The sequence below is a fragment of the Photobacterium panuliri genome, assembly GCF_059920555.1.
This window is the reverse complement of the sequence record NZ_CP197193.1, coordinates 396,290-421,315: the sequence shown is the minus strand read 5'-3', so window position 1 is coordinate 421,315 and position 25,026 is coordinate 396,290. Positions and strand designations below refer to the sequence as shown.

Here is a 25,026-nt window from a genome sequence, read left to right as displayed (position 1 = left end):
AATGAATACCCGAAATTTTGCATCCATTATGCCCCTCCAGCTCAAGCACGCTATGCTGTGTTTAGCCACTTTCATGGGCTTATTTTTCACCTCGGCCACTTATGCAGCTCAAGCGGTTGCCACCGTCAGCAAGAATGTCGTTGGCGTCCATGAGGTATTTCAATTACAGGTATCTATCGATGACAACGTTAATACCAATGCTCTCGATCTCTCGGTATTAAAAGAGCATTTCAACATCGGTACGCCATCAGCAAGTAGCGGCACCCAAATCATCAACGGAACGGTAAGTCGCAGCACAGAATGGACGGTGGCATTAGCCACCAAAGAAATTGGCGAATTTACGATTCCGAGCTTTCGTATTGGCGCTTCAAGCACAGATCCAATTACAATTACATCACTTAAAACAGCCAGTGACGGGCAAACAAATACAGCAACACCTGATATAAAAGTGATGGCAGACCTTGATAAATCAAGCCTTTACCTTGGTGAAAGCGCCGAATATACGGTACGCGTCCAACTAGGAGAGCAAATACGGCAAGCCTCGCTTACGGCACCATCCGGTGACGGATTAGAGGTCCATCAACTAGGGGAAGATCGCCAAGTCGAAACCGTCCTTAACGGTAAGCGTTATCTTGTTGTTATTCGCAAATACCAAATTACACCAACCAGCGCAGGCAATATTACCCTGCACGGGGCGGAGTTCTCCGGTACTATCATCAAAGGTAGCCGAGGATTTGGCTCGACCCTGCGTTTGCCGTTTAACAAAGCAGCCGAACAAGAAGTGCTACATGTAAAAAACAAACCAGCCGGTTACCAAGATGTTTGGCTACCTACCGAAGATCTCCAACTTTCCCAGCAATGGCAACCAACAACCAATAGCGTCAAAGTCGGCGAACCTATCACTCGAATCCTTACCCTCAGGGTAAAAAATATCGAACAGAGCCGTCTACCGAACCTAAACCTGACCTATCCATCATCGGTTCGGGTTTACAGTGAAAAACCTGTCTACGGTTCGGATCAAGGTTATACAACAATGACCCTAAAACAGGTCATCATTCCACGCCAAGATGGCACCTTAACACTACCATCACTGGCTATTAATTGGTGGGATACGGCCAACGACAAACAACAAACCAGCAAGGTTGATGGACTCTCGCTCACCGTTATGCCGGGCGATAACCCATCAACTATCGATAACAATACAGCAGCACCTGTCAATCTTGCTCCAAACACCACAGCGAACCCGCAGCCTACGCCAACTCCGCAAACGGCAGAAACCGCCAGCAACCCGGTATGGATTTGGGCAACGGGTATTTTCGCGGGATTATGGTTATTGACCATCTGGCTGTTCATCAATGAACGTAACAAACGCCTTGCTTTGATCGCTAGTACCACGGTGTTGATCCCCGGCACTGATAAGGCTATTCCATCACCACTGGCAGGAATGCGTCAGGCTATCAAAGCTAACGATAACATCCAGCTGCAATACCACATGAAAAAGTGGCAACAGGCTCAACCCAATCATCCGCAGGAACAACAGGTCCGTAAACTCATCTCGGCAATCATGGCGAGCTCCTATGCAGCCAAGCAAAGTACAGAGAACGGCAAAAAAGATGAAAGTGTTAAAGATGCTCAAAAAACACTGCTGTCTCTACTGGAAACCATTGAGAAAGAGCCACTACGGAGTCAAACAGATAAGAAACCAGCACTGACCCCCATTGAACCAGAGTAATTAGAACTGTAAATGTATAAAAATGCAGTGATACTTAAAAAGTATTTAACTATTTAGCGCTATCACTGAATTTTATCTCACTCTGAAAGCCCACTCATGTGGGCTTTTTAACAACCCCACATCCTTGTTTTTTACCATTGTTAACATCTGATTTTTTGTGCTCTCAGCATAAGCCAAACGTTTCCATCTCTAGAGAAATGGAATGTTAAATGATGGTTGCGCAAAAGTTTATATTGATATGGTATGGAATTATGCCAAAATTCCTGTTACAAAATGTGACGCGGGCAAGATTTCACTCTTCCCGCACCGTCTCTTGCCACCTGTGGACAGGCTGATGTTGGAGACGGTCAATAACTATTAAAATCTGCAGGATGTAATATGAATCAAACACAACCCTTTCTAGCCCGAGTCGCGAACGGCAGCCTCGTAATCCAAATACTCTTTGGTATTATTGCTGGTGTTCTGCTTGCACTCTTCTCAAGTGAAGCCGCTGTCAAAGTTGGATTCCTTGGTAACCTGTTCGTCAGTGCATTAAAAGCTGTTGCACCGATACTGGTCTTCATTCTGGTTGCATCATCTATTGCCAACCAGAAAAAAGGCGCACATACCAATATGAAGCCTATCATTGTGCTTTACCTATTCGGTACATTAATGGCGTCATTGACCGCAGTAACCATGAGTTTCCTTTTCCCAACCACTCTAACTCTGGTAACGAGCGCGGAAGGGGCTACCCCGCCTGAAGGCATCGCCGAAGTCATCAATACACTACTGCTGAACGTTGTCGACAACCCAGTAAATGCACTAATGACCGGTAATTTCATCGGGATTTTGGCGTGGGCTATTGCGCTGGGCCTATCTCTTCACCAAGCCAGCGATGCAACCAAGCAGATATTCCATGACGTATCCAACGGTATCACGCTCATCGTCCGTTTCATTATTCGTCTGGCCCCAATTGGTATTTTCGGCCTCGTTGCCAACACCTTCGCCCAAACTGGCTTCGATGCGCTGATCGGCTACGGTCACTTACTGGCTGTACTATTAGGCTGTATGCTTACTCTTGCCTTTGTCGTTAACCCAGCGATCGTTTTCTTCAAAACGCGCGAGAACCCATACCCGTTGGTACTTCGCTGCCTACGTGAGAGTGGCATCACCGCCTTCTTTACCCGTAGTTCAGCAGCAAATATCCCGGTAAACATGGAACTGTGCAAAAAGCTGGATCTTCATGAAGACACCTATTCAGTGTCTATCCCGCTAGGGGCAACCATCAATATGGGTGGCGCGGCTATCACGATCACTATTCTGTCACTGGCAGCCGTACACACTCTCGGAATTGAGGTCGACCTTGCAACAGCCATACTCCTGAGTATTGTCGCTGCGGTTTCTGCTTGTGGTGCATCGGGGGTTGCTGGTGGTTCGCTACTACTGATCCCTCTCGCCTGTAGCCTCTTTGGTGTGCCGAACGATGTGGCGATGCAAGTTGTTGCGGTTGGCTTCATTATCGGTGTCATCCAAGACTCAGCCGAAACGGCGCTTAACAGCTCAACCGATGTCATCTTTACAGCTGCGGCATGCAAAGCCGCTGAAGCAAAAGCACAAACTGCCCAACAAAATACTGCGGCATAAGATCGACATTAATATCCATAATAAAACAGCATAAAAAAAACAGGCCAATTGGCCTGTTTTTTTATATATCGAAGATTACGAAATACTTATTGCTCGACTTCAAAACCCGGAACAAACACTTCTACACGACGGTTTTTCGCGCGACCTTCCTCTGTATCATTCGGCGCAACAGGCTCTAACTCGCCCTTGCCTTGTACAACGATACGGCTCTTATCAATACCAAACTGGTTAGATACATAACCAGCTACAGCTTGCGCACGCTCTTCAGAAAGCTTCTGGTTATAGGCTTCACGGCCTCGGCTATCAGAGTGGCCCACTACATACAGGCTAGTCTGCGGGTAATTCACCAACTGCTGCGCAACTGGCTGGAGCATCTCAATATCAGCCTGACTTAGCGCATCACTATCAAACGCAAATGGCAAAATTGCACCAACCGAAGGAACCTTCACAATTTGTGGCACAGGCTCTGGCTCAACAACAGGTTCAGGTTTCGGCTCAACAACAGGAAGTGGCGCTGGAGCACCCCAGTGGTAAACCAGACCGACACCATAGAAATGTACATCCGTCTCGCCTGGGATCTGGGTATCACCAACTTGGTTGTAGTATTGATATTCAAGACGTGCTGACAGATTGTTGCTGAAGTAGTATTCAAGACCGACGCCAGCAGTACCAGACACCCCAGTATCGTCTTCATTGATCACGCCATTATCAACATCGAACCCTGCAGCACCCAACTTGGCATAGATATCAAACTCTTTTGAGACCTCGTAAGTAAACTTACCAACGAGATCCAATGCCTGAACTTCATAGCCATCATTGGCGAAATCAAGTTGGCCTAAATACGTATAGCCACCTTCTAGGGCAAACCACGGGGTAAAGTTATAACCAATAAAGGCACCGCCCCCCCAGTCATCTTTTTCCGCATCTACATTCTCGATTACCCCGTCCAGGCTACTGAAACTTGTTCCGCCGACTCGAGCACCAACATACCACGGGTTATCTGTTGCAGCCTGCACCGCACCAGACACCAACAAGGCCAATGGAAGCACTTTGAGTAATTTTGTCATGATTTACGTCCCTTATTGTTATTTTTGCCACTACTTACAATGTACGTTACCACTTTAAAACCAAGTTTATGATAACAACATCCCACATAAGTATTAGAACAAATTTAAGACGTCATACAAAATAATTACAATTATTTTTTCAAAGTAAAACAATGGGCAATAACAAAAGGCAAACGGAATAGGAAATATGAGGGACTTTGGGATATTCAACGCCCACCAAGAGGGAAATGTGCATCGAGAATGATAAAAAGCAAGAATAACCGGCTATTCCTGCTTTTTTAAATACGAACCTGTTATGCCAAGATGCAGCAAGGCATAAACAGACTAACCTTTGTGTAATTCCAGCATGGCTTCAGAGGTTACGTCGTCTACCGACAGGAACATATATTCCACATCCCCTCGAGGTGATGTCATCGGGTTAAGTGTAACGTTCTGGTACATGAACGGAGCCTGCTGGGTAATAGGACGGACATTACGACACTTAAACAGGTATGGCCGCTGACGCCAAATCAGAAAGCTACGGCAACCGAGATTAAAAACGGGTTTAGACTTCGCTTCAAACCAAGGCCTTGGAACCTCAGGAAATACATCAAAGAAGCACTTACCCAACACTTCATGCGATTGCTTGCCACTGTGGTGGGTCATAAACCCGTTCCAAACATGGATTGTATATTCACGGTCAAGGACGATCAGGCCCATATCCACATGCTGGACCATATCTACCATCCAGTGAAACTGCTCAAACTCAGCAGGTAATGACAGCATGACTTAATCCTCATCCATCAAGTAGGCTAATTTATTGTCCAGCAACGGCAGCGACTCATCGACGAACATCAACAGCATATCGCACTTGATGCCAGTCCCCTCGATACCGTAACTTACCTCGAATGTCATCGTACGACGCCAATTACCTGCGGTTTTATCTATCATACGATCAATCGGGCTATGCTGACCCAACACAACTGGGTGACTTTGATAGAATTTTACTTCAGCCTGCTGGCCCAAACCTTTCAAGAACGAACCGACCAAAATATTACTGACGTCCATCAGCAATTCAAGCTCAATATCCACACCGTCTACAGCAGGGTATTTCATCAAGCCCATCAAGTCAGCAACACTCGAGTCACTGAGCAATACCAAGGCTTCACCGGCAATGCCTTCTCCGCTAAAACCCTGACAAACTCCCGACATCGATCCATTGCTCGCCAGATGGCGCATTGTCATATGCAGTTCGCTGACTTCAAATACATTAACATTTGGCAGTGGCAGGTTTACGAACACATTGAAATGACGGGCCAAAGAGTCAGCGGCACGACCAATGGCAACGTTCGCAACTTCTAAATAAATATCCCGACGGCGTAGGGTTGGTGTTACCACTCGCTGAATAACCGTGTCGAGACTAAAACTCGACGGGCTAACCAAATAGGTATTAAGCCAGGTTTTCAGCTCCGCCTTGTCGACTGGTTTTTTCAAAAACTCCAGAGCACCAAGGGATTTAACCCGAGCCTGAGCCTGTGGTTGAATATCCCCTGAAACGACAATAACTTTAATCGCAATCTGTCGCTCGCGGATCGCTGCAAGGGTTTCGTAACCATCCATTTCTGGCATGGTCAAATCAAGAAACATCAGATCAAACTTCTGCTTCTCAAGTAACGCCATTGCTTCAACACCGTTTGCCGCAAACGTTACCGTGGCATCCAGTGAGGATGGCAGCGCCCTTGCCATCTGCTTCCTAGCTAACGCCGAGTCATCACAAATCAAAATCGATGCTGACATTTTCTCTCGCTTCTTGTTATATTTTTTATGCCTGTGAAAGGCTTAGGTATAGATAATATCAGTTGATTCTCCTGCGGTCTTGCAAAATATCGCACTGAAACATATTCACCCAGCAGCACATTGCGCCTTAGGCATCTGGCTATTGAGTGCATAAAAAGCATTCCCTTTTTCGTTTCCAATATGAACCAACCCAAGTAAAATCGGCGTATAACGATGCTGGAATTGAATAACAAATTGGTCTTTATGAAAAATCATGGTTTACCGATTACAACCACGCCATCACGATTGAAAGTGGGTGTCATTGGCGGGGGGATCGCAGGCTCGACGATCGCTCTTCGCCTTGCTGAACAAGGGATCAATGTAGCCCTGTTCGAAGAAGGAACATCACTGGTCAACGGGCCGCCAATCTGCCATCTCCATGCCGGCGGTAATCTATACCGCGAAATTTCAAATGAACAATGCGTCACGCTGCTGAAACAGTCTATTGATAGCTTGCGCGTATTCCCGCATACCGTGAATGTTCGACCAACGGTTATCGCAGTGCCAAGCCATGATCATGGCGAGCCTTCAGATCTGCTCCCTCGCCTTGAGTTATTGCGCAATACCTATCAACAAATGGTCAATGAAAATATTGCCAACAAGATGATCGGGGAGCCAGAGCAGTACTTCACTCTTTATAGCAAAGAGACACTCTGCAACCTTGCCCGTCGAGAAATACCGTCTGCCCCAGCAACACTGGATGATTGGATGATCCCTGTTGCGAAACATATCGATCTGGATAAATTCAAATTCCCGCTGATCCTCGTCCAAGAATACGGCTGGAGTATTTTCCGATTGGCAGCCTCCGCTTCGCTCGCCCTTGAGCAACTGGCAAGCAGTGAAGTGTTTACATCTACCAAGGTGACAAACTTAGAACAGACAGGCAATGGTGGCTGGAACATTCATTACCAATATTATGATCCTACGGCTCAAGACCATATTACCCAAGAAATGCCGGTAGATTTCATCGTCAATGCTTGCGGCTACCAAACGGGTACTATCGATAATTATGCCAATCTGCAGCGCCAGAGGCTGGTCGAATTCAAAGCCGCTTATGTTACCCGCTGGCCCGACTGTAACGCTGTTTGGCCCGAAGTGATTTTCCACGGGGAGCGCAGTACTCCACAAGGCATGGCACAATTGACCCCCTATCCGGATGGCTACTTCCAACTCCACGGCATGACAAACGACATAACCCTGTTTAAAAACGGTTTAGTCAGCAGTAGCAAGCTCTCCGCCCAACCGGAGCTGGATACGACATTCACCGAAAAACTTCGTCACGGATGGCAGAAAACAGAAGCAGACATGCGCTCACAACGTGCCATAGAGCATATGTCGCAGTTTGTACCGGCCTATCAAAGTGCAATGCCAAGCGGTGAGCCGCTATTTGGCGCCCAGCAAATTCCAGGCTCTGACGTCACGCTCCGTGCAGCGGATATTTCGTTTGACGGTAACGGCTATGCACGTACCGAAATCGTGAAGGGCTCCTCGGCACTCTCTGCCGCCGACGGGCTGATCCGCCATTTTGTTGCTCAAGGCTGGATTGAGGATAGCGCTGATAGCAATGAACGAGAGCAACAGTTCCCTGTGGCATTATCCTTCGATGAACTTGCCATTGAAGAAAAGGCAAAGGCGCTGGCTGTTCTGCGTGGCTATCCGACAGCACTCGCTGCCACTTACTCATTCCCCACAGAATCATAATCGATTGGTATAACACTGAGCTTGGCGGGATGAATAACCGCCAAGCTGTGCAACGCATAATAGCGACACGAATAGAGCTGTTAACGGTAAAAGACCGCCAGCCAAATTGTTTCCGCCTCGGGATCAGTCCAACTGACCCGATGCCGTTGGTGGGCAGGTATATTAATATAATCCCCTTCAGCCAGAGTTACTTCTCGTCCCTCTTCAAAAAGGATCCGCGCTCGTCCTCTCACCACCATCACCCACTCATGCTCTTCTTGATCGTACCAATCACCCTCCGCAGTTGTATGGCCCTTGGAAATGATCCGTTCGATGCGAACATGGCCAGCAGTGACAATATCTTCAAAACATTCATTCGGTAAACACTGAGGAAGATCGGCAAGTATGTTGCCCATGGCATTTCTTCTCCACAAAAAAGGCGGGATATGATCTCCCGCCTGTTACGATGATTATGATTACTGTGTATCAGCTAGTTGGCCTAGGTAGCTCAATATCGATTTTCTTATTAAGGGCTTCAAGCTCTGTTTGCAAATCAACCTGCTTGCTTTTCGCCTCTTTGACTTTATTTAGCTTGGCTTCATATTTGTCACAATCTGCCTGCGAGACCCAATTCCAGCTTGTACCAGATTTAAACTCATCACACGCCTGCTTGAACTCTTCAGCTGTTCGCTGGGCCTTCTTGACATCCGCTTCTGAAAGCGCGAGCTGCTTTTGCAAAAGCAATTGCTGTTGATACAACTCTTTTGAGTTATCCAGCACTTTTTTCTGCTGCACCGCCGTCGTTGTTAGTTTTTCAACTTGAGTATCCAACTTTTTCTTGGTGACGACCAATGTCTTCTGTTCGGTTTGCAGGGCTGCTATCTGCTTTTCAAACGCTTCCTTCTGAGCGGCTATCGCATCTGATTGCAAGGCCAATTGTGCCAATAACAGTTCGTGACGCTGAGCTGCATCCGTTTCATACTGGCGGTATTGTGTCGCTAGGGCATTGTTCTCTGCCTGAACGTTTGTCAATGTTTGCTGAAGCGCATCGTACTCAGCCTGTGTTGGGCCAGGAAGCATAATCCACACACCTGATGCCACTACACCACCCAATACCATCCCAGCCAAGAAAGAGTGTTTAGAAAATACCATAGCTATCCATTTGGTTTATAAGAGTCCGGAACAACCTTAACTCTAACATGACTTTGTCAGGTTTATATCAGGTTAAGCCTAGTCTGAATATGATCTAGGATCTGTTTTGTTACCAAGTTACCTATCCGGCAAATTCAGGGCCAAATCACCTGGTTTTATCCAGCCAATTTTACGCAATAACTCTGAAAAACATAATGTTAATAAAGCCGGCAGGACAAAGTGCATCAGCAAAATAACCGTGTATATTTCGCTGTTGTGCCAACCTGCTTCTTCCAAAGCTACTATCGACTGAATCTGCCCAACTAACCCCGATGTCCCCATTCCGGCACCCAACGGCGTGTTTTTCAACTCAAACACCATGATTGCAATCGGCCCTAGAATCGCAGAGGTGAGAATCGTCGGAATCCAAATCCGATAATTTCTGACGATGTTGGGCATTTGTAGCATCGATGTGCCAAGTCCTTGGGCAACCAAGCCAGCCCACCGGTTTTCGCGAAAACTCATCACCGCGAACCCGACCATTTGAACACAGCAACCAACAGTAGCAGCACCGGCAGCCAAACCGTTCAAACTGAGCATAATTGCAATAGCAGCACTACTAATAGGCAGAGTCAGCGCCATCCCCATCAAAACGGAAACCGTCACCCCCATCAACAAAGGTTGCAAACGGGTTGCCGACATAATCAGATCACCCAGCGAATACATCATCTCGCCAATATAGGGACCAATAAAAGTGCCGATCCAAACACCCACGCCAATAGTCACTGCGGGGGTCACCAAAATATCGACCTTAGTTTCATTAGCGACCAGCTTGCCGCACTCGGTCGCTATCAAGGCTGCAACAAATGCCCCAACCGGTCCCCCAAGCGCTGCCCCCGCAGCACCGACTGTGGTAACAGAAAACAATACTAACGGCGGGGCCTGTAACGCATAAGCCGTCGCTACGGCGATAGCCGGGCCTGTCATCTGCTTGGCAAGCGGCCACAATGTTTCGGTAAACAACGTGATCCCGAACTTTATCCCGATGGTGTTAAGGATAGAACCGATAAGCAACGAGGAAAATAGCCCCAACGCCATGAAACTCATCGCGTGGACAAAATAGACCCTTGACGATAATGAGATATTTTTACGCTCTAGAATCGACTGCTCGGGGTGGAATTCTGGGAGATCGGGGGTTCGGGACATAATTGCGGACACATCCATTTACAAAAGGCCATAGATTCTAGCTATCCCACAGCTACGATTCAAAGCCCGCTCCCATTTTTCAAGCGTTTTATCCGGAAAGGTGTGATCTATACCTTACTTATGAAATTCTATTATCGGCTTGATCGGTTAGTTATCACAATGCTCAACAAAGGCTTTAAGCCCTACCCTGTCAACAACCGTAATTTCATTACCTTGTTTGGTGATCAGACCCCGATCGATCAAATCTTTCACCGCCCTACGGTAGACTCGGCTCGTTGTTCCAAAACGTTCAGCTTCCATACCCGCTTTATCAAATGCCCCCAACATGGACTTTTCCTTGGATCGCCGCAGCAAATCATAGGCAATATTATAAGTGATAGGATGCAGTAAACGGTTAGTATAAATATCCAATGAATCTTGGTAATCCACCGCTAACGCGCTGGCAAAAAACAAGCTAAATGCCGGAGTCCGAGTCAGCAACTCAGTCAGAGATTGTAGGCAAATTGCCTCAACAGCCAACGGCTGTTCAGCCACCACACTCCACTGGCAGTCTGTCCCTGTGAAATATTCCATCTCGCCAAATACCTGATAATCGCATTCAACCTCGCCCAATTGGAAACGTCGGCCGTTAACCGCTGAAATATTCATGGAAACGCGCCCCGTTGGGACTATATGCAAGTAATCAAGTTCCTGACCTTGGGTAAGAATATCGTCACCGGCTCGAAGATGGCGGGTAAACTTGCGGCATTGAAAAATCGCGCGACTGAAATCTTCCGACTGCGCATCCAAGTGGGCGAAAAATCGACCTGTCGAGTAAGGTTTAATTTGCATGCGGGCTTGTAACTAACTCATAAATACGATCAACGACCGATCCTAGACCTAACCTTATGGAAGCACAACAATATTGTGCTGAGAAACAAACACAGGCGGAATAATAAAGTGGCGAGGTGGAAAATAAGCCCCTAGACTAAAATCACATGGGTATACTTTGTACTCCGATGAATGCAAAATAAAACGATATGCATCAAGGAGTGATATGACCATGATACAGCCAAACAACACATTGCTCACCGTTGAAAAAAAATCACTGAAAGTCGGTGCTGCCGCAAACCTTTTTATGGCTCTGTCTGGCTGGGCCGCATTTCACCTTTCGGGTTCGGAAGCCCTCCTTCTCGACGGGAATTTTTCATTTATCCTGTTCCTATCATCACTGGCCGCCATTAACATCACTGCCGTCAAGGCCACCCGCACCAGTACTTTCCCGTTTGGCCTATTTGCCGCCGAGTCTTTGTATTCAATGGCGAAAGGGTTACTGATCACCGGGGTGATTATTACCGCCATTACCAGCAACCTTTCCAAAATAGGCAGCTACCTTGCAGGCGATGACTTACCACAACTGAATACCGGCCCTATTCTGCTCTATTCCATCGCGATGGTAACTATTTGCTTTGGTCTTGCTTTCTTCTACCACCGACAAGCCGAAAAAACAGGCGGGATAAGCGCCATGCTAAAAACAGACAAGAGCGCATCGCTAGTCGATGGTGTTATGTCGGCAGGAACCGGATGTATATTGATCATTATTGGTTATGTATCAGCAGATGGTCCTTTTTCCTTTTTGCTCTACATTGGTGATGCCATTATGGTGCTCCTCCTCGCCTGCCTGATGATCAAACAACCGCTAGGCATTGTGAAACAAGCCTTTATTGAAATGGCTGGCGGACGATTATCACAAGGGGATGATTACTCACGAATCGAGCAAACAATTGAAGTACATTTAAGAAAGTACGCCATTAGCGCCGAAGATATCTTCATTTCCAAGACAGGCAGCAGCTTTCTGGCTATCGCCTCGCTATCCGCCAGCAAACTCGGTTCCACCGAGACTTGTACACTGGTTGCATTGAAACATGCAATCCATGATGAACTCTACAACCATTATCCTTTCCTGGATGTCGAATTCACAATAACGGATTAGTACAGGGCATATGGGATCACGGTCACACCGAGTCCCATAGCCTCACGATAGAATAGCCTATTGTTTCTACCCGTTTGTATCTATGTCATCTACCTACTGTATCGCTTCTGGCCAACATCGTTGGGATTTCTTCCAAAAACACCGTTGGGTTTCCCCTGAGTTTGAAACCTCCCCATACTATGCCTCATGGCAACGCTGTGCCAATCAATGTAGCGCTATTCACTGGTCTCCCCCACATATCGCCTCAGGTCATACTCTCAGCTCACTCATCAAGCGTAACCAAACGCTTATCGATTGTGCGGTCACTGTCGTTGAAGACACTTTTGACTTACTTCATCACGACCCGATTGCCTTGCTGGTTACCGATGATAATGGCTGTATCGTCAAACGCACCGGCCATTCAACACTCATCGAAAAGCTCGATAGCCTAGGTATTACCGATGGTGGATTTCTTTCTGAAGGAAAAATAGGGACGAACGCTGTTAGCTTGTGCATTGACAGCCACCAGCCAGCAGAAGTCTTCGCAGCGCAACACTTCAATCAACATTTGCATCCGTTCGGAGTGTGTGCTGCCCCCATTTTTGATTCATTGGGCAAGTTACGGGGTACCATGGCATTGATAAAAATGGCCACCGAATACCGTCGCGAACACTGTGTCATTGCGGTGTCTTGTGCCAGAGAGATCTCACTTCAACTGCAATTACATTTCGAACAAGAGAATATGAACCGGATGATCGCCATGCATAATGCTACCATGGCCAATGTGGACGATGGTCTAATTGCATGGGATGCCAACCAGCGTATCATCATGGTAAGCCAGCAAGCCGAAGTACTTTTCCAGCTCAATGCCATCAATGTTATAGATAAAAATATTTTCGATACGATCCGCTTTGCGCCCAATATTTTGGCGAGCTTCGAGCAAAATGAAAATATCTGCCACAAGCTAACAACCGTTGAGATTAATAGCGAATTTATCGAAGCTATTTTGTCTGTAAGCCAGTTGCAAGATGGCTCAACCCTTTTATTTATTCATCCCATCAACAAAATTCGGCAACTTGCACAGCAGCAAATTGGGGGAAGTGCAAAATATACCTTTGCCACGCTGGCGGCTCGCTCTAAGCCGATGAAACACTTGATAACCGTCGCCAAGCGCGCGGTCAAATCCAAATCCCCCATACTGCTCTGTGGCGAAGAAGGGGTGGGAAAAGCGTCACTGGCAATGGCAATTCATAATGAATGTGAATTTCAAACCGGCCCTTTTATTACCGTTAACTGCCGAGCGATAAACGATGAAAATATGAACCGCGAACTTTTGGGCTATGATGCCGATAACGGCCTCCCCTCCAAATTCGAGCTTGCCCACGGGGGTACCTTGTTACTGGAAAAAGTCGAGTATCTCAGCCAAGAACTCCAATCAGCCCTGCTTAAAATACTAAAAACAGGATTAATGAGCCGGAGTGATAGCCAGCGGCTCATTCCTGTTAATTTCCAATTAATTACTAGTACGTCATCCGATTTAAGCGCTTATGTGGCACAAGGTTCTTTCAGCCGCCAACTTTATTACGCCATTGCAAACCACGAACTTACCATCCCACCACTGCGCGAGCGCAAGGATGATATTGCCCTGCATATTGAGCGTATCGTTACCGATTACGAAAAACGCCACCATGTCACGATTCATATTGATCCTGTTGTTATGGATACCCTGCTCGCTTTTGAATGGCCCGGCAACGATCCTGAACTCAAGAGCAGGATGGAACGCATACTTCTCAATCGCAGCTCAAACCACGTTCAGCTAAAAGATATTCCGGACCATATCATGCAAAATTCTGAGAGCGGCCCATTGCATAGTGTTCCCATGCAAACACTCGAAGAATTGGAGAAAAAAGCAATTATCAATGCATGGAAAGTATACGATGGCAAAATGTGCGACATTGCAAAAGCACTCGCGATAGGCCGCACCACGCTCTGGCGAAAAATCGACAAGTATGGGTTAGCTGACAAAATGCGCTAATGCCGTTCCCCAAAAAATTGCAGTAGCTGAAAAATATAAAAGCCCTCATATGAGGGCTTTTCGGTAAATAGATAGACAAGACAATTGGCTAACAACGCCGAATGGCTTCTTTTAATGCTGGCAACAAAGCTGCACTGGCACTGAACTTACCTAAACCAATCGATAGTAGGGTTTCAGTTGCCGTAACATCTCCGGCCATTTCACCACACATACTCACGCTGATACCCGCCTTGTGGGCTGCCGCACATGTTCGTGCTATCGCACTCATAACTGCAGGCTGGAAATAATCTACCAGTTCAGCAACCGCACTGTTCCCCCTATCGGCAGCCATCACATACTGGGTAAGGTCATTGGTACCAATAGAGAAGAAATCCACCTCTTGTGCCAACGCATCGGCATTCAACACCGCTGCCGGCACTTCGATCATAATACCAACTGGCAAACTCGAATCACAAAGCTCAAGCTGTTGACGCTGTTGCTCTAACAAGGCTTTCACCTGCCGGACTTCATCAACCGTTGCGACCATCGGGATCATTAATTGAATATTCGGCTGCTGCTGATGCGCGCGCAAAATAGCTCGCAATTGTGTCGCAAAGAGATCTGGATGGGCAAGACACAGGCGAACCCCCCGTTGACCCAAAAACGGATTGTCTTCTGCGGGCATTGGATAAGCCGCTAACGGTTTATCCCCGCCAACGTCCAAGCTACGAATCGTTACCGGCTTATCACCAAATGCTGATGCAATTTGGCAATAGACTTGGAACTGCTCGTCCTCACTTGGCAACACATCCCGTTGCTGGAACAAAAACTCTGTCCGGAACAACCCGACGCCCTCTGCTCCGCACGCTTGAGCCAGAGCGACATCATCAGGTCCACCAATATTAGCCAATACGCTGACTGTTTTGCCTGCGTGTGTAATAGCGGGAGCGAGAGCTTTAGTGGCGCAGGTTTCAATGTCGTTACGCCATCGCTGACTTTTATCCACTAAACCTTGTTCAACATCTTTTCCCGGCGCAAACCATAGCAGCCCCTCAAAACCATCAAGAATAACAGTATCGCCCGCTTTCACTTGCTCCAAACATCCCTTAGCCTTAACCAATGCGGGGATCCCCATCGCACGGGCTAAAATCGCGCTATGTGACGTTTTTCCCCCCTCACTCAGGCAAATAGCCAACACTTTCGATTTATCCAGCCCAGCGACATCCGATGGCATCAAATCGCGTGCCAGTAATACAACCGGTTCAGCCAAGCTCATCGCCGGGCCTTTATCCCCCGTTAGCGCCACCATCACACGACGGGCAATATCACGCACATCCGCCTCACGCTCTCGCATGTATTGGCTATCAGCTGCGGCATACTGGGCTGCCAAATCATCCATCACAGACAGCCATGCGCGTTCGGCAATCTCGCCTTTCGCGACCACTTTCTGCAATGCCATCGGAATATCCGGGTCTGCTAGCATCAATGCATGCGCATCAAAAATGGCACCGTGCTCACCAATGGACAGCACCTGCAATTCTTGAACAACATCACCAATGGCGCGCTGCAAAGAAGCCATTTCATTCGACTCACCAACAAATTCCCGCTGCGGCACCTCGGGCATCGTTAGCGTAAAAATAGCGGCCGGTGCAATGGCCACGCCATCACTGACCCGAATACCCGCCAATGCCCCTTCCGGAGCCTCGCTTTGTACAAGGTGGGTATCAGTATCGCTGTTTGAAACATTGTCATCGGCTTGGAAAAAAGAAAAAGCATCGACCAAATCAGCCTCACCAAAATGATCGGCAGCCATAGCAGCAAAGGCATCAATGGCCTCTTGTGCCTTGGGCCCACGGGAACGCACACAGATATCATCACCGCAACGAACCCCAAGTTTGGCAATACTATTAAGGCTTTTGGCGCTGGCTTGCTGATCCCCTTTGAGTAACACGGTATCGGCATCAAAACGGGCCATTGCGCGGACAATCGCGGCTGCAGGACGAGCATGAATACCATGTGGGTTTTGTACCTGCCACATAAAACTCAAAACGGGTTGATCCGACTCTTCGGCATCCAGCGAGTTATTCTCATTATCTGTGGGGTTACCGCTACCCAGATGTTCTTTTTTCACATCCAAAGCCGTTTGTGCCTCGACAATCACCGCCTCACGAGACAGTCCCGCAGCAGCTGCTACTGATGCCGCCATCGTGCCTTCCACAATAGGAGCATCAAGCAGCGACACTTTTTCAGCAAGCTCAGGAGCAATCAGCTCCAGCGCCATCTCGGTACTGAGCAGCGCACTGCCCAGATCCATCAGCACCACAACGCCGTCATCATCACAAACCTCTTCGATAGCCCCCATGACCGCGATGGCATCGGTACCAATTGGGTTATCAGGATCATCAATACCTGCAGCAATAGCGATATTCGCTTGCCCTTGGGTCATTTGGGTGGCCAATTCGGCCACCCCTTGGGCAAGTAAAAGACTGTGCGAAACAATTACAATGCCAACCATGATTTAGCACCCTGTCATTGCTTGTTTCAGTGCTTTAATCATCAACATTGATGATGTCGCGCCCGGATCCTGATGGCCGATACTGCGCTCACCAAGGTAACTAGCACGACCTTTTTTCGCCCGCATTTCGATAGTGGATATGGCACATTTCTCGGCACTCTCAACCATTTCATCGAGCAAATACTCACCATCAGTCCCTTTCTCAAGAGCTGTCTTTACGTGTTGCAGCACCGGCAGCCAGACATCGCACATGGTCTTATCGCCCTGCTCCGCCTTGCCGCGAGATACCACACCATCTACGCCGCTCTTTAAATCATCGATAAACTCAGCAAAGCTCAAGACTTCACGCGCCCCCACAGAGGCCGCAGTACGAATAAACAAGGTGCCATACAGTGGGCCGCTGGCTCCACCAATACTCGATAGCAACGTCATACCGGTATTTTTCAAAATGGCCGAAATATTTTGCTCTTGAACTTTCGGCAAGTTCTCTCGCACTTTGCTAAAACCGCGATTCATATTTAAACCGTGGTCAGCATCACCGATATCGCGGTCCAAATCAGTCAGAAAATCCTGATTGCGCGCAAAAGTATCAGCACACAGATTCAGCCATGTCACGATATGCTGCTTTTCAATTTGCATAGACATTATTACTTACCCCACGTCATTGCAGCTGTATTTACTGGCGCATCGTATAGCTCAATCATTTCTTCATCAGCCTGAAGCAAAGTGATGGAAATACCTTCCATATTGATGGATGTACAGTAATTACCGACAAGATTGCGCACAATACGGATACCCGCTTTCTCGCAATTTTGTGCCAGACGGCGATATACACCGTACAATTCAGACGCGGGGGTAGCCCCCAGCCCATTGACCAAAACCACGTAATCTTTGTCTTTGCCAAAATCCGCAATCGGGGTTTCAACCTCATCCCAATCGCCATTCCCACGGTTCCATATACGCAAGGTGCGGCTATAGCCTGTGTTTTCCATGATCTCGGCAAACATCTGATCAACCAACGAATCGACATTCTCGTATGCTCGGCGCTCAATACCCGGCTCACCATGAATACCAACACCGAATTCAACTTCATTATCTTCCAGCACAAAAGATAGCTGCCCCGCCGCCGGCACCACACAAGCCCGCAATGCCACGCCAAATGAACGGCAGTTATCGTTGATACGGCGAGCCAATACTTCACATTGCTCTAGGCTGTACCCTTTCGCAGCCGCTGCGCCGACCATTTTCTCAACCAATACCGTGCCAGCCACACCTCGACGACCAGCTGTGTACAAGCTGTCTTTTACCGCAACATCATCATCGGTAAGTACGGCTCCTACAGGAATACCATCAGCATGTAACAGCTCAACGGCTGTTTCAAAGTTCAGTACGTCACCGGTATAGTTCTTAATAACAAACAACACCCCTTCGCCACTGTTAACCTTCTGGCCGCACTCATACATTTGATCTGGTGTTGGTGAAGTGAAAACTTCCCCCGGGCAAGCTCCCGTCAGCATACCCTCACCGATAAAGCCCGCATGAAGCGGCTCATGGCCACTGCCGCCACCAGACACTAAAGCGACTTGTTTTTGTTTTGGTTCGTGCCACATATAGCGCGGTTCATAACTCACTAGCAGCTCAGGGCGAGAAAAGGCCAAGCCTTCCATTTGCTCTTTCACAACGTCTTCTACACGATTGATTAACTTTTTCATGCCATCCCTCTCTTATAATTCGGATTGTGTTTTAATTCGCTCTTCGGCGTATTTGTTCACGTTATTTGCTAAGGTGTTGCCCCATCCTAGAGCCAGTTACCCTCATGACAATGGCATTTTTTTCCGTTTCACAATGAAATGGTACAGACACAAAATCCGTTTCATTTTGAAACAAAAATAAAGAGTATGGCCAATTTCGTGATCACCGACACGCCCTGACAATAGAAACCTATATGAATATCAATCTATCGCCATCAGGTATCAAGAGAACATCATGCTCCTACATAACAACGCCCCCAATTTTAACTTAACTAGCTGATTAAAAAGAGAAAATAACACAACAAGCAAAGTGGGGCGATCTAATAGACATGATTAATGGACATTTTCCGTGAGGACATTGGCAAAACAGAAAACGATTGCCTAATCAACCTGATATCCTTAAGCACAAATATCTGCACTAGGAATAGACGATGAATTACTCGCTACTAGCAAAGACATTTTGCTGCCAAAACTACTCATGGCGTTCCAATAAGAAACGCATATTGCCTCTAAAAAGATCTGGGAGAGAGAATGGAGTAAACCGGATAGCGATTTCGCGTAATGTCTATTTTTCATCTGCGGCCATAACAAAAAGCCCGGTGTATCCTATCGATACACCGGGCTTCAAAACGAACTAATTAACGCTTAAAGACGAATTTCCCAACGTTGCAACGGTTCTTTGGCATCAATACCTTCACGTCCCCAGCGGTCAACACTGTCGATCACCATGACCTTCACGTTTTCCGGCAACATCGCCTTCATCGAAGCTGACAGCTTTTTGGCACTGAGCAACCATAGGGTTTTATCGGTATTTAGCAATTCGACAAATGCCTGCTTGTCTGCCTTACTCCACTCAATTTCAGGGCGAGTATAGCGCTCCACAACAAACAGTTGGTTACCTGACGCAAAATCTTCCAGCTCTGACGAGAGTAGAATCACCGAATCAACCTCGGCTTCAAATAACGCCTGTTGTTGCTGATTGATCAACTGGCGGACTTCAAGCATCAGCGCCTGCTGGTTAACAGCGATTCGATCTGCATGCTCAGGCCAAATTTTCTGAAGATCCTGCCCGACAATGGCAGCCATTCGGGTAATATTTGCTGGATTTAGCCAGCTATATGGCGAAATAGAGCCGTCAGCCAAACGCAGGGCCGCAACCCCTTGTGCTCGAGGCGAGATAGCCTGCGACGCATCAATTTCAACAATACGGATATTACCCTGACGAGCATGAACATAGAGTGGATCCGCCGGCCACACCGCAGACAGCGTAATGACCGCCTGAGCACCTTGAGCTGCTTTCACCGTTGCCTCTGCCCCTTTGCTGGCAAACCAGTTCGGCAGGCGGTTCATACCATAGCGCTTAGGGGGTAGAAACTCGGTTTCCAGTGCAGTACCCCGCGTCAACTCCGTTGCCAACATATAGGTAACCGGTGTCGCTGTCAGAATATCCTTGGCCATTGCTGGCGTTGCTAGCACCGCCAGCGCCATCGTTGCCAACAACGCAAAAGCTTTCGTTTTAGCCGGGCGCGAGATGTGTTGTGTGTTGTTTAATGTCATATATTTATCCTTTCGCACCAAAACTATTTACGAACAATGCGATAGCAGGTCGCCAGCAAGAAAAACGTCGCCGATACGATAATGATCGCGGCCCCAGAAGGCACAGGCAGTTCAAGCTCCATCGGCAAAATCGTACCGACCAAACAGCTTACCGTTGCCAGCAAAGCCGATACCAGAACAAAATCACCCATCTTGTGAGTCATCAGTCGAGCGGTAGCACCAGGGATCAATAACAGTGCCCCAACCAGTACTGCACCGATAATTTTCACCGAAGCGATAGTGACCAAAGTTATCATCATTACAAACAGGTAATCGTAAAAATGCGTCGCATGGCCACGTACACGGGCAATATCCGGACTGATACAAGTCAATAAGATGCGGTTAAACGTCGGGATTAATACCAGCGTTATTAATAAACAGCTTACTCCAAGGATAAGAATATCCTGATCCGTTACAGTCAAAATTGAACCAAACAGCACGTTTTCAAGCATATGGATGTTAATTTTGCGAGCAACATACATTAACAGGGCGGCACCAACAGCCAAGGCTAACGCCAAGAATACCCCAACCAATGTATCGTAAGGCACGTTGGTACGATTGCGAACAAAGTGCAATAGCAGAGCGAAAACCATACAAAAACAGAACAAGCCGATAATCGGGTTCTCCGGCGGCTCACCTAACAGCACCCCCAGAGCGATCCCCGTCAGGGCCGCATGGCCAACAGCCTCTGAGAAGAAGGCAAGGCGCTTGGCAATAACCAATGTCCCCAAACCACCTAGCAGCGGCCCCACCAGCAAAGCGGCCACAACGGCATTGACCACAAAGGCATAGGAGAAACTCTCACTTAACCACCCCGCCTCAACGCCCATCAATGCCCAATGGCGAATCATCTCCATCATGCGGCTTGCTCCCGTGCGATCTCACCCATCACTTCAGTCTGACTCGTGTAATGATTAAACAAGCGCTCAACTTTTTCAGGCGTCAACACGTCGGCCACACTGCCACTGTCGATCAAAGTACGGTTGACCACATGGACTTTGGCATCCAAACGGCGTACCGCACTCACATCATGGTGAACCGCCAGCAGGGTCTTGCCTTCGGCTACGAGCTCTAAAATCAACGCTTCCAAATAGCGGACACCTTGCTCGTCCATTCCTGTCGTTGGCTCATCAAGTACAATCAAATCAGGATTATCCAACAGTGCCTGTGCAAACAGCACACGCTGCTGCTCACCGCCAGACAACTGCCCCATCCGACGTTCGGCTCGCTCAGCCATCCCGACACGATCGAGCTGCTCGAGGGCCGTCGCCTGCTGTTTCGACAAATTACGCCAGCGCGACCAAAACAGTGGTGTGCGGCTTTGGTTCAACAGGATGAAATCCATCACTGTCAGTGGAAGGCTGGATTCAAACACGGCTTTCTGCGGCACATAGCCGACCTTGCCCTTTTTGCTTCCCCAGCAAATATCTATATTCCCGGCAAACGGCGTCAACCCGAGAATAGAGCGCAACAAGGATGTTTTACCACCACCATTTGGCCCCATCACCACATGGCACTGACCTGCCTCAAAGGTATGATTAATGCCATGCAAAATCGTGTTATCGCCATATTGCAAACCGACATTATCCAGAATGATACTTGGACCTTGCATTAACCCACCTTTGCCTTATTGGCTGCAGCAAACTGCATTGCCTCAATGAGGGTGTCCAAATTATCTTTCATCTCTTTTTCTACTTTATTGTCCTCGTAAGGACCGTGCGTCATGTGAGAAAAACGATATAGCTGCACGCCCGTGGCTTTTTCGATGGTATCTACATAACGGTTAGGCATGTTGAGCTCATAAAAGAGCACATCGATGCCTGAATTGCGGATTTTCTCGATAGTTTCCTGCAATTGGCTGGCACTTGGCTCGACCCCGTGAGCAGGCTCAATAACAGCTGCGACATCGACGCCGAACTCCTGTAACAAATAGCCATAGGCATTATGGGTGGTCGCAACAATCATCCCGCTAGTGTCCAAATCACCAAGTGTCGTCATCGCCTCATGCTTGAGCTTACGGAAAGAAGCCGCATATTTACGGGCATTGGCACGATAGGTACGGGCATTGTCCGGATCGAGACGCGCCATTTCATTGGCAATGGTGTAAACCTTCTGGATTGTTGTCGACAAGCCAACAAAAGTATGGGGATTCACCGCGCCAGCACCGACAGACTGACCCATAGCAGGCAGCAGTGGAACATCCTTATTCGCTTCAATCACCACCAAATCCGAACGATTAGCCGCGGCAATCACTTTCAAGGCAAAATCATCATGGCCTATCCCGTTAACGACAATAACATCCATTTGATTAAGACGTCGCAAGTCGTTGGGCTGAGGCTGATAATTGTGAGGATTGAACCCGGCATCGACCAGAGGCAATATGTCAGCTTTATCCCCTACCACCGCCTTCACATAGCTGTAATACGGCTGTAAGGTGATTCCAATGGTCAGTTTTTCCTGAGCCTGCACGCCAAACGAAGAGACGCAAAGCAGTGCCGAGGCAAAAATATGGCGAAGTGAATGTATTTTCATCATTGTTGCTCTACCTTAGGTAGGAATAGGCGCGAAACAAGGTTCGGCAAGCAAACCGAACCCATAGATATTAATGAGAATGTTGTTGGTGAGATTGTGCAACTGACAGCTGTTTCCAGCCTTTATCTTGCAAGGTACGCCGCAGATCTGGTGCCAGCAGCAACGCACGGCCTTCTGTCACCGGAGCATAAGAAAACCAGACTTCCGGCTCATCTCCCGAGGAAAGCAATATGACAGATGCCGACCCTTGCTGTGCTTGGCGAACCCCTAAATAGCCACCATCATTATTGGCAAACCACAGATGTTCCCCTTTATGCTGCCAGCTCTTATCCTTAACAAATGGTGCTAGCCACATTTCTTCAAGCTCGCTGACCTCAGGCCATTCTGATGTGATCGCCTCAGCCAAATTATCCAAATAGATATTGCGGATCTCTTCATGGGCCAAGCGAATATCAGCCAGCATTGCCAGTTCCGGTTGAGCCAACTCAGAAATAGCAACTTGATGGGCTGCCAATTCAACAGACTCGGTTTCAGACTGGTGAAACGGCAATGCCACGGCAGCAAACAGTAAAATCAGCACAATGGCCAACCCGACCCATTTGCCTTCCTGACTGCCATTCTCCGGCTTCACAGCTTCGCGGATCATTTCTCTTCGATCTCGACAACATCAACTTCGACAGGATTTTCATGCCCGGCATCGAACACAAGGTAAAAATCAGTTCCCGGGTGGCTAAATTCTGCGATTGAACGCTTGTCTGTCTGCACTCGACTGATCAGGTTATCGTCATAGTCAAACATATCTACCGCATAATCGACAGCCGTACTGCCATCACTGTATCCGGCTTGGCAAACCACTTTTTCAGATTCAAGCCAACAACTCATCAAAGGGAAATGGGCTTGAGCCGATAGCGGTGCCAGTAGGGCTACCGCTGTAGACAAGGTAACAATCAGCTTTTTCATTACAACCTCAACGCAAGCACGGAGGCCTGCATAGCAAACCTCCCACGTTATTAACCAATACGAAATTATTGAAGCACGGCTTCAAAAGACAGGTGAACGTTAACGCTGGCACGATCAGCTAGCGGATTATTGACCAAATCACCTTTGTAGTTTGCTTTCATCAACCAGCGACCAGCCTGATTCGGGGTAAATGTCACCATGCCGTTTTCATCACTAACAACATCAATTTGTTCTTGGTGGTTACGGTACAGTGTCCCTTCGCGGGTAATTTCAGCCGTCACGCCTTGCTGAGGCTTGCCATTGAAATAGAACTGGAACTGAACATCTTCACCTTCCACGATATCGGCCGGATGAGTCACTGGCACCATTTCCAGATACTTTCCTTCCAGTTTGAAGGCTTCCTTCGTCGGTTTACCTACGGTGATATAACTCTCAGCACGCGTGAAGCTAAGTTGCGTCACAACGTCACGAGATTTCTTCGGCAGCACCTCGTCACGCTCAGCTTTGTGGGCCTTCACCCACTTCACCGTATCACGGCGGCCCGCTTTGTATTGGGTGTAGTAAGAAGGAACATTGTTAACACGTACTTTGTGCGTGCCTTCTTCGACAAAGTGATAATCGAACACTGAACGACGCTTACCTCGGGTCACATACGTTGGTCGCTCTACTCGTCCATCCGGCATGATGATCTCACCAGTCTCAGCGCCTGCTGGCTTATCAAAAACAAACGTACCGTGTGATGCGGTTACATCAAAGGTCAACCAATCACCGCCTTCTTTAGACACGGTAAAATGCGAGGGCAAAATCCAACGCGGGTGAGCATTCGCCGTGGCAGATACCGCAAGGCCAGCGACAATCACACAAGCCAGTGAAGCGGCTTTGAAAGTGTTCTTTTTCATAAACTATGTCTCTTTAAATTACTTCACAGAATAATGCAGGTTGATATCGCCCGTTTCTTCGGTCGGCGCTATATGATGACTAAAAGAGGTTTCAGCCAAAGTCAGTTTTTGGCGCAGGTAGTTTCGGCCGCCATGTTCACGAACAACTTCCACATAAAAGGTGTACTCCCCCTGCGCTACTCGCTTGCCGTTATCATCCAAGCCATCCCACACAAAACGATAATCGCCAGCGGGACGAGTGGCTGACGTTACCGCATCGACCAACTCACGGTCATAACGGCCTACTTTGCGCCACCAGCTACGCAAATCCTTAAGCCATTCATCTTTGCCTACCCACAACTGAACCGTCCGTACAGGTTTACGCTGTGCATCTTCAATCCAGACAGCAACATAAGGGCGGGCATACATCGACGTTTCGATTTTCGGCAATGCAAACTCAATATCCATTTGCGCACTGTCTGGTAGCGGCTTGGCGTGCACGGCAAAAGACAAAGGCAGCGCAAGGGCCATGCCGACGATAGATTTAGCGAAAGTGTTCATAACATTCCTACTTA

At 47.9% G+C, this 25,026-nt stretch carries 23 protein-coding genes; 5 read left to right on the top strand and 18 right to left on the bottom strand.

Annotated features, from left to right (window positions below; genetic code table 11):
- Position 1 precedes the first annotated feature (1 nt).
- Both ACSF8X_RS18045 and sstT read left to right on the top strand, forming a co-directional pair.
- Positions 2-1,732: a BatD family protein gene (locus ACSF8X_RS18045; RefSeq protein ID WP_500851883.1), complete on the top strand. Its 1,731-nt coding sequence runs from the start codon at positions 2-4 to the stop codon at positions 1,730-1,732.
- A gap of 378 nt (positions 1,733-2,110) precedes the next feature.
- Positions 2,111-3,355, top strand: a complete 1,245-nt coding sequence (sstT, locus tag ACSF8X_RS18040; RefSeq protein ID WP_047880002.1) for a serine/threonine transporter SstT — start codon at positions 2,111-2,113, stop codon at positions 3,353-3,355.
- A gap of 86 nt (positions 3,356-3,441) precedes the next feature.
- Here sstT and ACSF8X_RS18035 read toward each other — a convergent pair whose 3' ends face one another.
- The 3 genes from ACSF8X_RS18035 to ACSF8X_RS18025 all read right to left on the bottom strand — a co-directional run bounded on the left by ACSF8X_RS18035 (position 3,442) and on the right by ACSF8X_RS18025 (position 6,198).
- On the bottom strand, positions 3,442-4,422 hold the full coding sequence (locus ACSF8X_RS18035; protein WP_047880001.1) for an outer membrane beta-barrel protein: 981 nt from the start codon (positions 4,420-4,422) through the stop codon (positions 3,442-3,444).
- A gap of 324 nt (positions 4,423-4,746) precedes the next feature.
- A complete protein-coding gene (locus ACSF8X_RS18030; RefSeq protein ID WP_047880000.1) occupies positions 4,747-5,187 on the bottom strand; it encodes a PAS domain-containing protein in 441 nt (146 codons plus the stop codon).
- A gap of 3 nt (positions 5,188-5,190) precedes the next feature.
- The gene (locus ACSF8X_RS18025) at positions 5,191-6,198 is read right to left on the bottom strand and encodes a response regulator (RefSeq protein WP_047879999.1); all 1,008 of its coding nucleotides are present in this window, start codon (positions 6,196-6,198) and stop codon (positions 5,191-5,193) included.
- Between the two features lie 243 nt (positions 6,199-6,441).
- Between ACSF8X_RS18025 and ACSF8X_RS18020 the strand changes: the two genes are divergently transcribed.
- Entirely contained in the window at positions 6,442-7,938 is a 1,497-nt protein-coding gene (locus ACSF8X_RS18020; protein ID WP_500851882.1) for an FAD-dependent oxidoreductase, read from the top strand.
- Positions 7,939-8,018: 80 nt separating this feature from the next.
- On the opposite strand, the gene ACSF8X_RS18015 is transcribed toward ACSF8X_RS18020, so the two are convergent.
- From ACSF8X_RS18015 to ACSF8X_RS18000, 4 genes are all read right to left on the bottom strand, one after another.
- The gene (locus ACSF8X_RS18015) at positions 8,019-8,333 is read right to left on the bottom strand and encodes a cupin domain-containing protein (RefSeq protein ID WP_047879998.1); all 315 of its coding nucleotides are present in this window, start codon (positions 8,331-8,333) and stop codon (positions 8,019-8,021) included.
- A gap of 70 nt (positions 8,334-8,403) precedes the next feature.
- On the bottom strand, positions 8,404-9,069 hold the full coding sequence (locus ACSF8X_RS18010; RefSeq protein WP_047879997.1) for a hypothetical protein: 666 nt from the start codon (positions 9,067-9,069) through the stop codon (positions 8,404-8,406).
- A 117-nt stretch (positions 9,070-9,186) separates the two neighbouring features.
- The gene (locus tag ACSF8X_RS18005; RefSeq protein WP_500851881.1) at positions 9,187-10,254 is read right to left on the bottom strand and encodes a PTS sugar transporter subunit IIC; all 1,068 of its coding nucleotides are present in this window, start codon (positions 10,252-10,254) and stop codon (positions 9,187-9,189) included.
- 147 nt (positions 10,255-10,401) lie between these two features.
- Entirely contained in the window at positions 10,402-11,085 is a 684-nt protein-coding gene (locus tag ACSF8X_RS18000) for a Crp/Fnr family transcriptional regulator (protein WP_047879995.1), read from the bottom strand.
- A 205-nt stretch (positions 11,086-11,290) separates the two neighbouring features.
- Between ACSF8X_RS18000 and ACSF8X_RS17995 the strand changes: the two genes are divergently transcribed.
- Together ACSF8X_RS17995 and dhaR are read left to right on the top strand one after the other, a co-directional pair.
- Complete coding sequence (locus tag ACSF8X_RS17995; protein ID WP_240478337.1) at positions 11,291-12,226, top strand: cation efflux transmembrane domain-containing protein; 936 nt, start codon at positions 11,291-11,293, stop codon at positions 12,224-12,226.
- Between the two features lie 82 nt (positions 12,227-12,308).
- Positions 12,309-14,240, top strand: a complete 1,932-nt coding sequence (gene dhaR, locus ACSF8X_RS17990; RefSeq protein ID WP_500851880.1) for a dihydroxyacetone kinase operon transcriptional regulator DhaR — start codon at positions 12,309-12,311, stop codon at positions 14,238-14,240.
- A gap of 88 nt (positions 14,241-14,328) precedes the next feature.
- On the opposite strand, the gene ptsP is transcribed toward dhaR, so the two are convergent.
- The 11 genes from ptsP to ACSF8X_RS17935 form a co-directional block, all read right to left on the bottom strand.
- Positions 14,329-16,734, bottom strand: a complete 2,406-nt coding sequence (gene ptsP / locus ACSF8X_RS17985; RefSeq protein WP_500851879.1) for a phosphoenolpyruvate--protein phosphotransferase — start codon at positions 16,732-16,734, stop codon at positions 14,329-14,331.
- 3 nt (positions 16,735-16,737) lie between these two features.
- Positions 16,738-17,379 (bottom strand): dihydroxyacetone kinase subunit DhaL, encoded by a 642-nt coding sequence (gene dhaL, locus ACSF8X_RS17980; RefSeq protein ID WP_240478336.1) that lies wholly within the window; start codon positions 17,377-17,379, stop codon positions 16,738-16,740.
- 2 nt (positions 17,380-17,381) lie between these two features.
- Entirely contained in the window at positions 17,382-18,446 is a 1,065-nt protein-coding gene (gene dhaK, locus ACSF8X_RS17975; protein ID WP_500851878.1) for a dihydroxyacetone kinase subunit DhaK, read from the bottom strand.
- A 684-nt stretch (positions 18,447-19,130) separates the two neighbouring features.
- A complete protein-coding gene (locus ACSF8X_RS17970) occupies positions 19,131-20,042 on the bottom strand; it encodes a metal ABC transporter solute-binding protein, Zn/Mn family (RefSeq protein ID WP_500851877.1) in 912 nt (303 codons plus the stop codon).
- Between the two features lie 23 nt (positions 20,043-20,065).
- Positions 20,066-20,938 (bottom strand): metal ABC transporter permease, encoded by an 873-nt coding sequence (locus ACSF8X_RS17965; RefSeq protein WP_047880031.1) that lies wholly within the window; start codon positions 20,936-20,938, stop codon positions 20,066-20,068.
- Positions 20,938-21,693 carry a metal ABC transporter ATP-binding protein gene (locus tag ACSF8X_RS17960; protein WP_047879991.1) on the bottom strand — a complete coding sequence of 252 codons (756 nt, stop codon included), beginning with the start codon at positions 21,691-21,693 and terminating at the stop codon, positions 20,938-20,940. Before ACSF8X_RS17960 ends, ACSF8X_RS17965 begins: the two co-directional genes overlap by 1 nt.
- The gene (locus ACSF8X_RS17955) at positions 21,693-22,616 is read right to left on the bottom strand and encodes a metal ABC transporter solute-binding protein, Zn/Mn family (protein WP_047879990.1); all 924 of its coding nucleotides are present in this window, start codon (positions 22,614-22,616) and stop codon (positions 21,693-21,695) included. Before ACSF8X_RS17955 ends, ACSF8X_RS17960 begins: the two co-directional genes overlap by 1 nt.
- Positions 22,617-22,683: 67 nt before the next feature.
- Entirely contained in the window at positions 22,684-23,259 is a 576-nt protein-coding gene (locus tag ACSF8X_RS17950) for a DUF6162 family protein (RefSeq protein WP_500851876.1), read from the bottom strand.
- The gene (locus tag ACSF8X_RS17945; protein ID WP_500851875.1) at positions 23,256-23,573 is read right to left on the bottom strand and encodes a hypothetical protein; all 318 of its coding nucleotides are present in this window, start codon (positions 23,571-23,573) and stop codon (positions 23,256-23,258) included. Before ACSF8X_RS17945 ends, ACSF8X_RS17950 begins: the two co-directional genes overlap by 4 nt.
- 65 nt (positions 23,574-23,638) lie before the next feature.
- A complete protein-coding gene (locus ACSF8X_RS17940; protein ID WP_500851874.1) occupies positions 23,639-24,472 on the bottom strand; it encodes a DUF4198 domain-containing protein in 834 nt (277 codons plus the stop codon).
- 18 nt (positions 24,473-24,490) lie between these two features.
- On the bottom strand, positions 24,491-25,012 hold the full coding sequence (locus ACSF8X_RS17935) for a DUF2271 domain-containing protein (RefSeq protein ID WP_047879986.1): 522 nt from the start codon (positions 25,010-25,012) through the stop codon (positions 24,491-24,493).
- Positions 25,013-25,026 lie beyond the last annotated feature (14 nt).